Annotated in this window: 15 protein-coding genes; 10 read left to right on the plus strand and 5 right to left on the minus strand. The window is 60.1% G+C overall.

Annotated elements, in window-relative coordinates; all coding sequences use genetic code 11:
- Positions 1–316 precede the first annotated feature (316 nt).
- Complete coding sequence (locus tag ACWNRM_RS08605) at positions 317–1,468, plus strand: alpha/beta fold hydrolase (protein ID WP_485170430.1); 1,152 nt, start codon at positions 317–319, stop codon at positions 1,466–1,468.
- Positions 1,469–1,550: 82 nt separating this feature from the next.
- Here the strand turns inward: ACWNRM_RS08605 and ACWNRM_RS08610 are convergent, their stop codons facing one another.
- Entirely contained in the window at positions 1,551–2,045 is a 495-nt protein-coding gene (locus ACWNRM_RS08610; RefSeq protein ID WP_485170429.1) for a hypothetical protein, read from the minus strand.
- 326 nt (positions 2,046–2,371) lie between these two features.
- On the opposite strand from ACWNRM_RS08610, the gene ACWNRM_RS08615 reads away from it, so the two are divergent.
- Positions 2,372–2,752: a hypothetical protein gene (locus ACWNRM_RS08615; RefSeq protein WP_485170428.1), complete on the plus strand. Its 381-nt coding sequence runs from the start codon at positions 2,372–2,374 to the stop codon at positions 2,750–2,752.
- A complete protein-coding gene (locus ACWNRM_RS08620; RefSeq protein ID WP_485170427.1) occupies positions 2,749–2,937 on the plus strand; it encodes a helix-turn-helix transcriptional regulator in 189 nt (62 codons plus the stop codon). The genes ACWNRM_RS08615 and ACWNRM_RS08620 overlap by 4 nt, the downstream gene beginning before the upstream one ends.
- Positions 2,938–2,998: 61 nt before the next feature.
- Here the strand turns inward: ACWNRM_RS08620 and serB are convergent, their stop codons facing one another.
- On the minus strand, positions 2,999–3,889 hold the full coding sequence (serB, locus tag ACWNRM_RS08625) for a phosphoserine phosphatase SerB (RefSeq protein WP_485170426.1): 891 nt from the start codon (positions 3,887–3,889) through the stop codon (positions 2,999–3,001).
- Between the two features lie 41 nt (positions 3,890–3,930).
- Between serB and miaA the strand changes: the two genes are divergently transcribed.
- Genes miaA through ilvC form a run of 4 tightly spaced genes read left to right on the plus strand, consistent with a single transcriptional unit; the run spans position 3,931 to position 8,304 of the window.
- Positions 3,931–4,929 (plus strand): tRNA (adenosine(37)-N6)-dimethylallyltransferase MiaA, encoded by a 999-nt coding sequence (miaA, locus tag ACWNRM_RS08630; RefSeq protein WP_485170425.1) that lies wholly within the window; start codon positions 3,931–3,933, stop codon positions 4,927–4,929.
- Between the two features lie 32 nt (positions 4,930–4,961).
- On the plus strand, positions 4,962–6,758 hold the full coding sequence (ilvB, locus tag ACWNRM_RS08635) for a biosynthetic-type acetolactate synthase large subunit (protein ID WP_485170424.1): 1,797 nt from the start codon (positions 4,962–4,964) through the stop codon (positions 6,756–6,758).
- Entirely contained in the window at positions 6,758–7,285 is a 528-nt protein-coding gene (gene ilvN, locus ACWNRM_RS08640; RefSeq protein ID WP_023979706.1) for an acetolactate synthase small subunit, read from the plus strand. The genes ilvB and ilvN overlap by 1 nt, the downstream gene beginning before the upstream one ends.
- Entirely contained in the window at positions 7,285–8,304 is a 1,020-nt protein-coding gene (gene ilvC / locus ACWNRM_RS08645; protein WP_485170423.1) for a ketol-acid reductoisomerase, read from the plus strand. Before ilvN ends, ilvC begins: the two co-directional genes overlap by 1 nt.
- A 181-nt stretch (positions 8,305–8,485) precedes the next feature.
- On the opposite strand, the gene ACWNRM_RS08650 is transcribed toward ilvC, so the two are convergent.
- The 3 genes from ACWNRM_RS08650 to ACWNRM_RS08660 form a co-directional block, all read right to left on the minus strand.
- A complete protein-coding gene (locus ACWNRM_RS08650; protein WP_485170422.1) occupies positions 8,486–8,932 on the minus strand; it encodes a DMT family transporter in 447 nt (148 codons plus the stop codon).
- A gap of 159 nt (positions 8,933–9,091) precedes the next feature.
- Positions 9,092–10,126, minus strand: coding sequence for an aspartyl protease family protein (locus ACWNRM_RS08655; protein ID WP_485172189.1), 1,035 nt, complete (start codon positions 10,124–10,126; stop codon positions 9,092–9,094).
- Positions 10,127–10,665: 539 nt separating this feature from the next.
- Positions 10,666–11,436, minus strand: a complete 771-nt coding sequence (locus ACWNRM_RS08660; RefSeq protein ID WP_485170420.1) for an SDR family NAD(P)-dependent oxidoreductase — start codon at positions 11,434–11,436, stop codon at positions 10,666–10,668.
- Between the two features lie 170 nt (positions 11,437–11,606).
- Between ACWNRM_RS08660 and ACWNRM_RS08665 the strand changes: the two genes are divergently transcribed.
- The 3 genes from ACWNRM_RS08665 (at position 11,607) to ACWNRM_RS08675 (ending at position 15,502) form a co-directional block, all read left to right on the plus strand.
- Positions 11,607–12,533: a LysR family transcriptional regulator gene (locus ACWNRM_RS08665; RefSeq protein ID WP_485172190.1), complete on the plus strand. Its 927-nt coding sequence runs from the start codon at positions 11,607–11,609 to the stop codon at positions 12,531–12,533.
- Positions 12,534–12,710: 177 nt separating this feature from the next.
- Positions 12,711–14,801: a hypothetical protein gene (locus ACWNRM_RS08670; RefSeq protein ID WP_485170417.1), complete on the plus strand. Its 2,091-nt coding sequence runs from the start codon at positions 12,711–12,713 to the stop codon at positions 14,799–14,801.
- Positions 14,798–15,502, plus strand: coding sequence for a histidine phosphatase family protein (locus ACWNRM_RS08675; RefSeq protein ID WP_485170416.1), 705 nt, complete (start codon positions 14,798–14,800; stop codon positions 15,500–15,502). Before ACWNRM_RS08670 ends, ACWNRM_RS08675 begins: the two co-directional genes overlap by 4 nt.
- Positions 15,503–15,783: the final 281 nt, after the last annotated feature.

Here is a 15,783-nt window from a genome sequence, read left to right on the forward strand (position 1 = left end):
AAAACACCTGCTGCCGGACCGCGCCTGGGTCGGGCCTGTCAAATGTCCATCCGCCCATCGGGCATTGTCTGCCTCTGGTTACGTCGAACCAGCAGCAGCGACCATGAAGTCGCCCTGATTTCCCATCATGGGAACGTTCAAGGGGGCCGAACCAGCCTGTAAGCGTTGCGTTTGCCGTATGCGGTTCCCTGATCCGGCCCCGAATGGTCCCCATCGCATGCGGGGTGTTTTTGGCTTGCTGGGCTGTCGGGGCTTGCCCCCGCGCGACACTCCTGAGACTTTCCATCCCTCGTTACCCCTAGATCGAAGAGGTCTGATGCGTTCTGTCCTTGCCATGATGGCTGTTTCCGCCCTAACCCTGACCGCCTGCGCGATGGATGCCGATGAGGATGCCGAATCGCGCTATGCCCCCGTCGCTGCCGGGCAGGCCATCAAGCTCGAACAGAAAAATGCGCCTATTCCCGGCACGGCTTATCGTATGGCCTATCGCAGCACCGATGCGCATAATCCGACGCACCTGGTAGCGGTTTCGGCTGAGGTCATGGTCCCGCGCGGCACACCGCCCGCAGGTGGCTGGCCTGTCGTAGCCTGGGCTCACGGCACAAGCGGAATCGGCCTTACCTGTGCGCCTTCCATCATGGGGATTGGCGGCCCGCAGGCCAGCTTTTACGGAAGCTGGCTGCGCCGGGGCTATGCCGTTGTCGCCACCGATTATCCGGGGCTGGGCGAACCGGGGGCAGCGCTCTACCTGAATGCCAAATCAGAAGGCATGGCTGTGCTGGACTCGGTTCGTGCAGCCCGTCGCCGCTTCTCTGCGCTGAGCGGCCATGTCGTCTTGCTGGGGCATGATCAGGGGGCGCAGGCTGTGCTTGCAGCCTCGGCGCTCGCAAAATCCTATGCACCCAGCCTGCAGATCAAGGGTACGATCGCGCTTGGCGCACCGTATTTCGATGGTGATTCAGGCCATATCCTGACCCAGGCTCACGGGGCCCGTCGCTTTGCCCCCGGCGTGGTTTATGGCTTGCTGCTTGGTGCCTCGCTTGGGGCGGCCGATCCCTCTTTCGACCCATCCAGCGTCTTCAAGCCCCGTGCCCTGCCGCTGTATCGCAAGGCCAGCGAACTCTGCCGTGGCGATTTCTTCGGGGCTGTCGAACATGCGGGCCTGACGCCTGACAACACTTTCCAGCCAGATGCAGAAAACGCGCTGGCTCCGGCACTGCAATGGGCGCGTTATCCTTCGCTCAAGCTGTCTTCACCCGTCATGCTGGGGATTGCCACCAGTGACACGCAGGTGCCCCCCGCCCAGCAGGAGAAGCTGAAGCAGGCGCTATGCTCTGCCGGAACGGTTGTAAGCGTGCACCACTATCGTGTGGAACACTCACCGCTCCTGAACGCGGCCGAGAGTGAAGCACAGGCTTTTGCTGATCGCAGCCTGCAAGGCGATGCGATTTCATCCGATTGTCAGTGAGGCACAGGGTTCAGGGCTCTGCCCTGAACCTGTCGAGGGGGCGTTGCGCTCTGAAAACCCCTACTGCAATACGGTACTGCGCTCAGTAGAGGTCGCGTGAGAGCGACGTTGCGGCCAGCTGTATTGATCCAACCAGAAGGCACAGGATGGAACTCCCTATCCAGAAGGCAAGGCTTCCGCCCAGCCCGGCGATATAGAGAGTTTTCATCTGGACGCCATTGAGCCACAGCAAGGCCAGCAGAAAAACGCCGATGGCACCGCGACCCAAAAGCAGCGCCGTGACCGTGAAGAGGGCAAAGCGTAGTGCTGGCAAAGGCGGTCGCCAAAGCCGGCGTGCTCCTGCGAACGCGGAATAAGCACCAATAAGCAGAACGAAACCGATCGTACCGAGGATTGCTGCCGGGTGCCAATCGCCTTGCGATGCCTTACGCGCCATATCTGGGCCAGCACCGATGAATCCATAGGCGGGCGGGCCGAGATAGAGTGTGATCGCATGGGCGATCGCTGTTGTTGCAAGAGAAAGTCCTGAAATAATCAGGAGGATTCTCGAAATAAGAGGTATCTTATTTTGGTTCATTGTGGAGATATGTCGGGGTTTAAGATAAAATGCAAAAAAATAAGTCACAAGTATATCAACATTTTATCTCATATTATTGAAACTATGTATCTAGGTAATCGCGAAAGCAAGAAACAGCGGACGCAAGCAATTCTCTTCACGAGTAATTGCTTCGGTTTCATCGCCGTATTTCTACGGTCACCAAGATCAAGGGCAGACGAGTCGTTCCTTCTACGCTTCAATTAGGTCTTCACCCGGTGCGCGCCGCAATCGACTGTCGCGATGTAAAGCTTGCTTTCCATCCCGAAACAAGGGATATGGAAAGTGTGCTTTACATGGAGGAACGCATGTTCAGGCCCAAACAGTACGGGATCGAGCTCGGCGCGGCATTGTTGCTGTATCTCTTCCTGCTCCTCACGGCAGGTGCGCTGGAACATCTGCTTAGCCCCACAGGGACGCTTCTTTTCGCTTTGAGCATGGTGCCCATGCTTGGAGCCGTGGCCGTGGCATGGGTTATCATGCGAGCACTGCGGCGCATGGATGAACTTCAGCGTCGCGTTCAGTTCGACGCCATAGCGACGGCTTTTCTTGGCACGGCCCTCATCACCATAGGATGGGGGTTTGCGGAGAATGCGGGCGCGCCCCACATTCGCGCCTTCGCCATCTGGCCGCTTATGGCGCTTCTGTGGCTAGCAGGCATGGTCGTTACGTGCCGGAGATACCGGTGAAAAACAGCATGCGCGATCTGCGTCTGGCTCAGGGCCTTAGCCAGAATGCGCTGGCCGAGGCGCTGGGCGTCTCGCGGCAGACCATCAATGCGATTGAGAACGAGCGTTACGACCCGAGCCTGCCTCTGGCGTTCGCCATCGCGAAAATCTTCGATCTGAGCATCGAAGCCATCTTCACCCCATAGGCAGAAGGGGATGAAAAGGGCGAGCCCCTTTCCGGGGGATGGGGCAGCGCCCCACGAACCCTTACTCCACGAAAACACTCGCGGGATAACCCTGAGCGAACAGATGGGCACGCAAGGTTGAGTGATTGACCTGCATTTCGATCATCTGGCGTACTTTTGGCTTGCCCTTATAGGCGATGCCCAGACCAGCGACGGCGAGCATGGGCAGGTCGTTGGTGCCATCTCCTGTCGTCAGGGCTGCCGAAGCCTTCACGCCGCGCTCTTCGAGGAGGCGGGCCAGATGCTCTTCCTTGCTGTTCGGCCCCAGCACGGGGGCAGCGAGCTTGCCTGTAAACACGCCATCCACGATGTCGAATTCATTACCGTAATGCTCGTCAAAGCCACAGGCCTCTGCCACGCGGCTGGTGAAATAGGTGAAGCCACCCGAGACGAGCGCTGTGCGGGCGTTATGGGCGTGCATGGTCTGCACAAGCGTACGGGCACCCGTATTGAGCCTTGAATTTTGCCAGACCTCTTCGAGGCAGGAGGCGGATTTGCCTTCCAGGAGCGCGACACGTGTCCGCAGGGACTCCTCGAAATCCAGTTTGCCGTTCATGGTGTCGAGGGTGAGCTGGGCGACAGCGTCACCCACGCCAAGCAGGGCCGCGACCTCATCGAGGGTTTCACCGTTCAGAATGGTGCTGTCCATATCAGCCACGAGCACAGCCTTGCGGCGGCCGCGTGTCTTGACCAGCAGGGCATCCACCTTATGACGGGCCAGTGTTGCGCGGATGGTCGCGATGGTTGGTGCGCCCGGTGCCGGGGTAGGGCAGGGGATTTCGACGGCTTCGCCCGGCGAAAGCACGATGGGGTTCTTGCCCTTGACCATGTTCCGCGCAATGTCGATGGCATCTTTGGACAGGGTGCCCTGTGCAGGGTCGGCAACGAGAACGAGAACGTAAGGTAAGGTCATCTTGGCCCATCTGGTAGAAACGCTTGGGACAGCAAGACAGAATGGCTGACGCGTCGATTGCCCTGGCCCCGGTGGCCCTTATTGTGGCGGGACCGACCTGTTCCGGCAAGTCGGCGCTGGCGCTCGGGCTGGCGGAGCGCTTTGGAGGCACCGTCATCAATGCCGATTCCATGCAGGTCTATGAGGATCTGCATGTGCTGACCGCCCGCCCCGATGCGCAGGATGAAGCGCGTGCGCCGCATCGTCTTTACGGCGTACTGGATGCAGCGCGGCCGGGCAGTGTGGCGTGGTGGCGCGAGGCCGCCCTAGCGGAAATGCAGGCGGCCAGGGCGCAGGACCGGCTGCCAATCCTGTGTGGCGGCACAGGCATGTATCTGCGGGCCTTGCTTGATGGTCTGGTCGAGGTGCCCGAACCCGGCGATGCGGCGCGCAACTGGGCGCGCAATCTTGTGGAGGATGAGGGGAGCGAGGCCGCTCATGCCCTGCTGATGCAGGATGATCCTGATACAGCCCAGACGCTGAGGCCAGGCGATGGGCAGCGTGTGGCCCGTGCGCTCGAGGTGTTGCGTGGCACAGGGCATGGGCTTTCGTACTGGCGCAACCAGCCCGGCCTGCCGCCCGCCCCGTTTCGCTTTGTCTCCGTAAGGCTTCACCCACCCCGTAAGGCGCTGCGTGCGGCGATTGCGGAACGGTTCTCACGCATGATGGAACGGGGGGCGATGGAGGAAGTGCAACGCCTTGTGGCACGGGGGCTTTCGCCCGCTTTGCCCGCCATGCGGGCGCATGGTGTGCCGGAGCTGAGCGCCGTTCTTGCCGGAACCCTTGGGCTGGAGGAAGCGATATCCCGTGCAGTGATCGCCACGGGGCAGTACACGCGACGTCAGGCCACGTGGTTCAATCACCATGCGCTGGGCGCAGAGCAGGATTGCATGATTTCCTTGCAAAGATATGACGAGAGTACGCAATTTTCGGAAAGAGAACTCGAAAAAATAGCAACTTTCATACAATCGACCATTGACGAATCCTCAATCCCGTCATAAACCCGCCCGCTCAATGAAAGGGGTGCGCTCACATGAACGCGTCAACACAGCAGACCGGAAAAACTTCGACAGCGCCGCTCAATGGTGCCGAGGTGCTCCTGCGCGTGCTTGTGGAGCAGGGCGTCGAGGTCATTTTCGGCTATCCCGGCGGCGCGGTGCTGCCCATCTATGATGCACTGTTCAAGCAGAACTATATCCGTCACGTTCTGGTGCGCCATGAGCAGGCCGCCGTTCATGCGGCTGAAGCTTATGCGCGCTCGACCGGCAAGGTCGGCGTTGTGCTGGTCACCAGCGGCCCCGGCGCCACCAATGCCGTGACCGGTCTGGTCGATGCGCTGATGGATTCCATCCCGCTGATCTGCCTGTGCGGCCAGGTGCCTACAGCACTGATCGGCAATGACGCGTTTCAGGAGGCCGATACGACCGGCATCACGCGTCCGGCCACCAAACACAATTATCTGGTGCGTCGTGGTCAGGACCTGGCGCCGATCGTGCGTGAGGCGTTCGAGGTGGCAGCTGGTGGCCGCCCCGGCCCTGTGCTGATTGACCTGCCCAAGGATATCACGGTCGGCAGTGCGCCTCTTCCGGCCCCGGGCGAGGGCCGTCTGCATCGCCCCTATCGTCCGAATCTCGATGCTGACGGCGAGGCAATCCGCCAGACCATCGCTGCCATGAAGCGCGCCAAGCGTCCGCTTCTTTATACGGGTGGCGGTGTGATCAATGCGGGCCCCAAGGCGTCGGAAGGTCTGCGCGAGCTGGCGCGTCGCACCAATTTCCCGGTCACGTCCACATTGATGGGGCTTGGCGCCTTCCCGACGACCGACCGTCAGTTTCTGGGCATGCTGGGTATGCACGGCAGCTACGAGGCCAATCTGGCCACACATGGCTGCGACCTGCTGATCGCGCTTGGCTCGCGCTTCGATGACCGTGTGACAGGGCGCGTCGATGCGTTCTCGCCCAATTCGTTCAAGGTCCATGCCGATATCGACCCCTCGCAGATCAACAAGATCATTCGCGTGGACGTGCCGCTGGTTGGCGATGTCGGACGCACCATCGAGGCGCTGCTGGCGGCCTGGGATGGCGAAGGGCAGGATCTGAGCCCCTGGTGGGCGCAGATCGAGGGCTGGCGCGCGCTGGACTCCTTCGGTTTCGTTCAGGATCAGGCCCCGAGCGCCATTATCCGCCCGCAATACGCCATTCGTCGTCTTTATGAAGCCACGCAGGCTCTGGGGCGCGATACATTCGTGAGCACGGAAGTCGGCCAGCATCAGATGTGGGCGGCGCAGCATTTCCAGTTCGACAAGCCCAATCGCTGGCTGACTTCTGGTGGCCTTGGCACGATGGGTTATGGCCTGCCTGCCGCTGTGGGCGCGCAGGTAGCGCATCCCGATGCGCTGGTGATTGATATTGCCGGTGAAGCCTCGACGCTCATGAATATCCAGGAGCTCGGCACCATGGCGCAGTATCGCCTGCCGGTGAAGCTGTTCATCCTGAATAACCGCTATATGGGCATGGTGCGCCAGTGGCAGGAATTGCTGCATGGCTCGCGCTATTCGCAATCCTACAGCGAGGCGCTGCCCGACTTCATCCGTCTGGCAGAAGCGTTTCACGGCAAGGGGCTGCGCGCCACCTGCGTGGGCGAGCTGGATGGCGTGATTGACGAGATGCTGCGCCATGACGGCCCGGTGGTGGCGGATATCTGTGTGGCGCAGGACGAAAACTGCTTCCCGATGATTCCGTCGGGCGCCCCGCATAACGAGATGCTGCTTGGCCCCGATCAGGAAGCCAATGCGGCCCGGATTACTCAAGAAGGCATGATGCTGGTCTGATGGCACAGGATATCCAGAGAGCCGTCATTGCGGTTCTGATCGAAAACGAGAGCGGCGCCCTGGCCCGCGTCGTCGGTCTGTTTTCGGGACGTGGCTATAACATCGAGAGCCTGACCGTTTCTGCCATTGATGCCACGCGCAATCTCTCGCGTATCACCATCGTGACTTCGGGCACCGAAATGGTGATTGCCCAGATCAAGGCGCAGCTTGCGCGCCTGATCCCGGTGCATGGTGTGCGTGACCTGACCGAGAGCGGGCCGCATGTGGCCCGTGAGCTGGCGCTGATCAAGGTGGTCAGCAAGGGCGAGATGCGCACCGAGGGCATGCGCATTGCCCAGGCATTTCGCGCTCATGCTGTCGATACGACGGCAGGGTCTTTTGTTTTTGAACTGACGGGAAGCGCCGAGAAGATCGATGCTTTCGTCGAATTGATGCAACCGCTTGGTCTTGCGGAAGTGTCCCGGACCGGAATCGCCGCTATAGGCCGTGGTACCGAAGTCTTTCAATCCATCGAGGAGTCTTTCTGATGCGCGTCTATTATGATCGTGACTGTGATCTGGGCCTGATCAAGGGCAAGAAGGTTGCCATCATCGGTTACGGCAGCCAGGGCCATGCCCATGCCAACAACCTGAAGGACAGCGGCGTGACCGATATGGTTATCGGCCTGCGTCCTGAGTCGTCGGCTGTCGCCAAGGCCGAAGGCGCTGGCTTCAAGGTCATGACCCCTGCCGACGCTGCGGCCTGGGCCGATGTCGTGATGGTTCTGACGCCTGACGAAGGCCAGGGCGCGCTTTACAAGGACTCGCTGGAAAAGAACCTGAAGCAGGGCGCCGCACTCGTCTTCGCTCACGGCCTGTCGATCCATTTCCGCATCATCGAAGCCCGCCCTGACCTGGATGTGTTCCTTGTCGCGCCGAAGGGCCCTGGCCACACCGTGCGTTCCGAGTACCAGAAGGGTGGCGGCGTGCCGTCGCTCGTGGCTGTTGCCCAGAACGCAACAGGCCAGGCGCTTGAAATCGCCCTGTCCTACGCTTCGGCCAATGGTGGCGGCCGCGCCGGCATCATCGAGACCAGCTTCAAGGAAGAGGTCGAAACCGATCTGTTCGGTGAGCAGGCCGTGCTTTGCGGTGGTCTGGTCGAGCTGATCCGCGCCGGTTTCGAAACACTGGTCGAGGGCGGCTACGCTCCCGAAATGGCCTATTTCGAGTGCCTGCATGAAATGAAGCTGATCGTGGATCTGATCTACGAAGGCGGCATCGCCAACATGAACTACTCGATCTCGAACACGGCCGAGTATGGTGAATATGTCACCGGCCCGCGCATCGTGACGGCTGAAACCAAGGCCGAGATGAAGCGCGTTCTGACCGACATCCAGGACGGCACCTTCGTGCGCAACTTCATTCTCGAAAACCAGTCCGGCGGCGTTGGCTTCAAGGCCATTCGCGCTCGCAACGACGTTCACCAGATCGAAAAGACCGGCGAAAAACTGCGTGGCATGATGCCCTGGATTGCCAAGGGCAAGCTGGTCGATAAGGCTAAGAACTGAGTTCTTTTCCCTCTCGGGAGAAAGCACAGGAAAAGGGGGGCTTTGCCCCCCTTTTTTGTGCCAGACGATCCAACCGCCCGCACTTGATAGGCGTGGCAGGGCAATGAGGCGCTGCGTCCTCCGTCTGATCCAAAGCCCTGCGTCTTGAGAATTGTCAGGGCACCTTTGGTCTGGCCTGCTCTTAAAACCGTGCGATCAGTGCGACCCCTGCGATCATCAGCACCGCGCCGGTGATGCGATAGGGGTTGAGGCTGTGCACTTCCATGCGCAGAAGCCCGAAATGATCGATCAGCAGGCTTGTCACGAGATTGGCGGTGATGGTCAGTCCGTTGACCGGCCCTGCGCCCAGTTTCTGGATAAGAAGAAGCCCCGCAAATACGGCCACGGCCCCCGTGATGCCGCCAAGCGGCGCCCACCAGGGCAGACCGGCCAGATCACCCGCACTGGGCAGCGGGCGCGGCATGCAGGCAAACAGACCGATGGCCAGAAACAGTACGAGCAGGAACGAAACCGAGGTCGCAAGCCACGGATTGACGAGAGATTTCGCCAATGCCCCGTTCATGGTGGCGCCCAGCGCCTGAAGAGCACCGGCGATGAGGATGAAGGGAAGAGCCCAGCCGTTCGACATGCACACGGTCCTCCAGCGTCGCCGGATTGATTGTTTCTCAGGGATAGGGACGCTCGTCCGGGGAGAGCGTCACAACAATCCCGACCGCTAACGTTACCCGCGAGAAAAGGCTGCCTCTTCCCGCGAATATCTATTGAGGCGAATCAGCAGGCAGGGCTCTCAGTGTCTTGTGGTAAAACAGGCTGTGCGTGAGGCGAAATCGTAAGAGACGTTCCCATAGAGCAGCAGGTTGGCTGTGAGGGACATTTTGAAGTCGGCGCGGGCATACGGGGCCAGGATTTTCTGCACTTTGTCGTGCAGTCTTACCCCGTAGAGCGATGTGTTGATCGGGGTTTCGACGGCTCGGTAGAAACCCAGACCATGCGTCGTATCGCCAGCCGTTGGGCCTGATTGTGCCAACTCTGCAGGGGTGAAATGGGGCGTGACCGTGAAGAACGCTGTTCCACCCTGCAAGCCCGTAGAGAAGGCGCTCCACTGCGTGCCATGACGTGAGACAAGAGGAAAGACGAGGCTCAGGGCCGTACCATCCATGTTCATTGATAGATGAATGGGGGTTGTACAGTGATAGGGTGCGCTGCCGCCAAAATCCAGGGCATTTTGCGAAAGCGTCGCGTGCGGGAGTTGCCTCAGGAACCCCATACCCAATGTCAGAAAGTCGGATTTCGTGACTTTGAAGATGACGTTATGGAAAGTGCTTTTGTCGAGAGTGATCGTATCGGCCATGACATAGCGTGCGGCTGTCTTTCGACCCATCGTGTCGACTGAAGTGTCGATGTGACCTATCTCGCGATAATGGCCCGCATTGAACACTTCCAAGGGCATGGCACCAATGAAACTGCCTGTTCCCAATTGAAAGTTCATCGGCGCTCCGTTGAGCGTGCCTTTGATATGGGGATAGACGCCTGGTTGCCCGACGAATCTGGACGGGGTGCTGAACGCCACATGGTTTTCGGGAGCGATATCGGCCGATTGCTCGGGGATGTCTGCAACCGGAATGCTCGGTTCGAGAACATCCAGATCGCTGAATACCAGACCGGGTATGTTGAGCGCCTGCCGAACAGGAACGACATAGTGATTACGCACCGAGTCGATGGCTCTGATCCAGCCGGTCATGTCGCCCTCAAGGATTTTGTTTCCTGCTCCAAGGACATCCGCAAAATAGGCCAGTGTCTCGACGTCATACGGAATACTCATGTCTCGTAGAGATTTTTTGAGTAATTCGGTGTCAGAAACAGCATCGCGAACATTGCCCGTCATCCTGTCTACGACGATCAGGGCCAGCAGTCCGAAAAAGGGGCTACCCTTCCTTACGGCAGCGCGGGGCGCTGACTGATCGCCAGTAGCCATGCCTTCGATGATACCATTGCTGTCACCAAGTCCAATCGACGCTGTACCGTCGCTGTGCTCAACCAGGAGGTTCCTGAAATGCGGTGAAACGCGTTGCGTCTGTGCGCTCGCGGAATGAGTAGACAAAGTAAGGAGTATGGTAGAGATGCTCGATATGTATCTCAGGCTCGAGGAGAGGCGCATGGTTTTCCAGTTTCTTTCGAGGTAGAGCCGATACGTTTGGGAAGAAAGCTCGCCTCGTCTCTGCTCGTGCAACTATATCTGCAAGATCATTATTTACTATATATTAATAAGAATTCAATTTTTATTTCTTCAAGTGAATAGAGCCTCAAATGGCACGCAGGCTGCATCAGTCTTCTGCATCACCCTGATACTGGGTGTATCCATCACCAGGGAACATCACGGCCTTTGAAATCGCGGTAGATGAGGCCGCTACCGGTTTGATGGGCAATCAGGACATCCGCCACGCCGGGAATGCTCTCCCCAATCAAGAAACGTGCATCAGGCCCACCCAGTGACGTACGCACCCAGCCCGGGGCAATGAGCGCGAGGGGGCGTGACTGGCCGGTGCGCGCGTCGTAGCAGCGCATGAACTGGTTCAGTGCCGCCTTGCTGCCCCGATAGAGCTCGCGCCGTCCCGCGTTGTTATTGCTGACGCTGCCCTGCCCTGAAGACATCACCCCAATCAGTCCCTGCGGGGTCACGAGAGACTCCAGTGTCTCGATCACGCGCATGGGGGCAAGGGCATTGGTCAGCATGACCTGCATGAAATCCGAGCTGCTTACCTGACCGATGGGCTGATCCGGCTGGGCATTTGTCGTCCCTGCATTGACGAACAGCATGTCGAAGGGACGCATCATGAGAGGTGTTGCCAGATGATCCGGGCTTTCGGACACAGCAGAGGTCAACGAGTCACTCAAACGAGACCGAAGGGCTTCGATCATGGGCGCCTCGGTCATGTCGAGCTTTTCGATATGCAGCCAAGGCGCGAAGCGTTCGACCAATTGACGAAGGTCAGCGCCCGGATTTCCACGTATCGTCGCGGTAACTTCCCAGCCTCGCGTCAGGAATTCTCCCGCAAGGGCCAGGCCCAGACCGCGCGAAGCGCCGATCAGAAGCAGATGAGGGGGGCGGGCGGGAGAGTTGAAGTCGCTCATGCCGGAAATTCCTTGTGCGGTTTCGAGACCGGCCAGAAATGCGGTGACTCCATCAATTGCGCCAGACGCATCGCATGCAACTTAACAGTGCACCAAACGCCTCTTCAGCAAGGTTAAATATGTTGGATCTCTGCGGATCCGACATCCGGAAAGACCACCAGGTGATGAAAATGGATCTCAATCTTCTGGTTGCGCTTGATGCCCTCCTGTCAGAGCGTAGCGTCGTAAAGGCGGCAGGGCGCCTGGGCCTCAGTCCTTCAGCAATGAGCCGCACGCTCATGCGGCTGCGTGAGAGCACAGGCGACCCTCTTCTGGTGCGCGGTGGCCGGGGGCTTGTGCCAACGCCGCACGCGCTTGCTCTGGGTGAGTCGGTGCGGGAGGTGGCGATGCAGGCACAGGCCCTTCTCTCGCCTGTGCAGGAGAGTTTTACCCCTCGGACGCTGAAGCGGCAGTTCACGCTGCGGACAAATGAAGGCTTCATCGAGGCCTGCGCAACGCGGCTGGTGCAGGTATTTCTGTCAGAGGCACCGGGGGTGAATCTCGTCTTTCTGCCAAGGCGCAGTAAGGAAGCGGCATCCATGCGGGAGGGTGCGGTGGATCTGGAGGTTGGCGTCATCGGACCCGGTGATTTCGGACCCGAGATGCGCATGAAGACCCTGTTCCATGACCGGTTTTATGGGGTGGCGGCGCGTACCCATTCTCTTTTCGATGGCCCTGTGACGGCGGGGCGCTATGCACAATGCCATCATGTTGTGGCCTCGCGCCGCGGAAGTGCAGCGGGGCCCGTTGACCGGGCGTTGGCACAGCAGGGCCTGACCCGCACGGTGAAAGTGGTGGTGCCCGCCTTCGATGATGCCTTGCGTCTGGCCTCCGCCACCAATCTGGTAGCCCTTGTTCCGGGATCATCCATCCGGGCGGATCAGAGCCTTCGTGTTTTCGACCTGCCATTTGAGACGCCTGCCATTACCATTTCTGCACTCTGGCACCCGAGACTTTCTGCCGATCCGGCGCATCGCTGGTTCAGGGAAAGACTGATCGCTTTATGCCGGGAACAACTACCCATCATTCCTCAGGGCATGATGCCTGAGAGAGTATGAGTTTCAGGCCGGACCGGGCAGGGCTGAAAGACCGGATGTGGGGGTATCTCTCGCCGCAATGATGATTGCCGGATGGATGTCGTGAGCCCGACAGGCTGGGTAATCCGTGACATTCGGTGATTTGGGGTTCATCCGGGGTTGGGCTATAAACCACCGCCTCAAAGGGGGAAAAGCGTCGTGTTGGCAGAAGACATTACAGACAGCCTGTTGGCGGCACTGGACCGGCCTGACCTGCAAACCCTGTCCGATCAGGTCGTCTTCAATCTGTCGCCCCGCCTGACACGGCCCTTCATTGTTTCGGATCGGTCCATCACCCTCGGTGCCATTGCCTTCGGGCATCCGGATATCGCGCCGGTCTTGCTGCGCTACGCGCTTGAACTGGATTTCCTGTGCCGGGGACTGCCTGTTGACGATCAGGCTGTCGCCATCGTGGTCGCTGCGCGCGTGGCCGCCCTTTTTCATCGTCTCGATTGTGTCACGCCCCATCTACCGCCCGAACTGACATGGCTGAGCGACTTTGCTGCCAGCCAGCCGCCGCCGCCCGAGCGCCTTGCAGCGCTCTGGCCCGCCCTGACGCAGTTTTTGCCTGATGTCGCGCCTGAAATCCTGCGCGATGGCTGCGACAGTCATGGTCTTGTTGCCCGCCTTGCTCCCCTCTGGTCGTGTCTGGCCCCGGCTGAATATCTGATGGCCGATGGCGGCGACGAACGTCTCGTCATCAACCCTGAAACCGGTTTGAACCGGTACGGGTGTTCCCATCGGCCCCGACCCTGGGCGGTGACATTCTCCTCCTCCACCGCGTCATCCCTGTCCGAGCGGGGATATCTGGGGGCCGAGCGCGCGAGGCGCGCTTTCGTGCTGGATGCGCTGACCGGTGGGGATGGTGCGGCCTCCCGCGAGGCGGCGTGTTTGCAGGTGCGCCAGAAGATCGCCGCGCTTTATGGGCTTGGGTCACGCGACAATGTCATCCTTGCCGCATCGGGAACGGATTGCGAGCTGGCCGTGCTGGCCATGGGGCTGATGCGTGCGCAGGGGCGTGCCATCGTCAATATCCTGATTGCCCCCGATGAAACGGGCAGTGGTGTCCCGCTGGCGGCGCAGGGACGGCATTTTGCCGCCGGAACCGCCTTGGGCAGTTCGGCCGACAAGGCCCGTCATCTCGAAGGCTTTCCTGCCGAGACGACCATACGCGGCATTGACATACGTCTGGCCGATGGCACACCGCGAACCTGCGCCGATCTCAACAAGGAGGTTGAGGCCGGAGTGAGGGAGGAGCTTGAAGCCGGTCATCATGTCATCCTGCATCAGCTTGATATGTCAAAGACCGGGCTGGTCGGGCCTTGTACCGACATGCTGTGTCGCCTTGCGGCCAGCTACCCCGAGCGGATCACGCTCGTTGTCGACGCCTGCCAGGCCCGGCTGGCACCGCATCGCATCACCTCTCTCGTGCGCGCCGGCATGCTCGTCATGACCACAGGCTCAAAATTCCTTACCGGACCTCCTTTCTGCGGCGCGATCCTGCTGCCCGATTTTTTCACGGCAGCGCTTCCGCATTTCAGTCTGCCGCAGGGGCTTGCCGCCTATTTCCATCAATGTGACTGGCCCCATACGGCGTCGCCCACGCCGCTTGGCTGCGATGGTAATCTTGGCCTTGCCCTGCGCTGGCAGGCTGCCCTTGCCGAGAGCGAGGCTTTTGCCGCTGTACCGGCTGAGCAGATTGTCGATACGCTGCGTCGCTTCGAGCACCACGCCCATGAGGTAATCGCGGCTCACCCTGCGCTGACCCTGCTCACCATGCCGTCTCTCGACCGGCGCGACGTGCAAGGCGAGATCCTGTGGGATACGATCCCGACCGTATTCTCCTTTCTGGTGCACGACCCTGACCATCCGGAGAAACCGCTCGATCTCGAAAGGTCGCGCGCGCTGCATCGCTGGCTGAACGCGGATCTTTCCCCCTGGGTGCCAGGTGAGGAGCTTGCGCCTCTCCTGTGTCATCTGGGTCAGCCCGTGCCCGTGCCCCATCCGGCCCTCAATGGCGAGAATGCCGGAGCGCTGCGCCTTTGCGCCGGGGCGCGTCTCGTTTCGGGCGAGCCGTCTCATGCCGGTCTGCCCAATGCTGTTCGGCTGGAGCGTGAATTTGCCGATGTGCGTCGGGCTCTGGCAAAGATCACGGTCATCCTCGATCACTGGACCCGCCTCGCGCCGGTCGATCCGCAGCCGCGCTATGCCCCTTATGCCCACCAGCCGAGAAAGCCCCGCGCATCATGACCCAGACTGACAAGGCCCCTGCTACCGATCCCAAGGCCCATGGTCATTTTCTCGATTCCATGCAGCTGCCATCGGGCGTCACCCGCTTCTGGCTGATCCGTCATGCCATCGTTGAGGCCTCGGCCCGGATGCGCGTCTATGGCTCGATGGATGTCGAGCTCTGCACCGAGCATCTGGCGTTGCAGGTGCCCTATTATACGGCGCTCGGGCGTCGTCTTCCTGCAGAGGCCAACTGGGTTGTCTCACCCCTCAAGCGGGCGCAGGACACGGCACGCGCTATCTTCGAGGCCGGGTATGGCCCGCGAACCATGACCATTGAGCCGCGCTTTACCGAGCAATCCATGGGGGAGTGGCATAATCTGCCCCATCAGGAACTCCCGTTGAAGCTGCGTCAGACCGCCCATGATTTCTGGTCGCTCTCGGCCTCCGAGCAACCGCCGGGCGGCGAAAGCATGCTGGATGTCTGCGCCCGTGTCGGCCATTCGCTCGATGAAATGGCTGATCGTCATGCCGGTCAGGATACGGTTGTGGTGAGTCATGGCGGGGCAATCCGTGCTGCCCTTTCCCACGCGCTCAATGTCCATCCCGATACGGGGCTGCGCTTTTCCATCCAGAACCTTTCGGTATCCATCATCGAGCGGATCAATGGTGTGTGGCGTGTGGTGACTGTGAACGAACTGCCCGTTGCTCCTGCGATCTGAGAGTGCCCTCTGCCAGCGTAAGGCATCGCAGCCATATGCAGGGGACGATCGTCAGCCTTGATGGCCTGCCTGTCTCCCGCGCGAGATTGAGACCGGCCTCATGGCTCCTGTTCAGTACGTCACCATGATCTCCGTTCGTTCAGGAGCCGGTGCGCCGATGGTGCGACGGTAAAAGCGGCGCACCCTCGGCGGTTATTCCATGATTGCGCACCACATATTGTCTATCTTGCCACCAAGTTTCCAGATCTTGTTGTAGACCTTGAGACCGTGGTCGGTTTCAA

Source organism: Asaia sp. A2 (genome assembly GCF_057319415.1).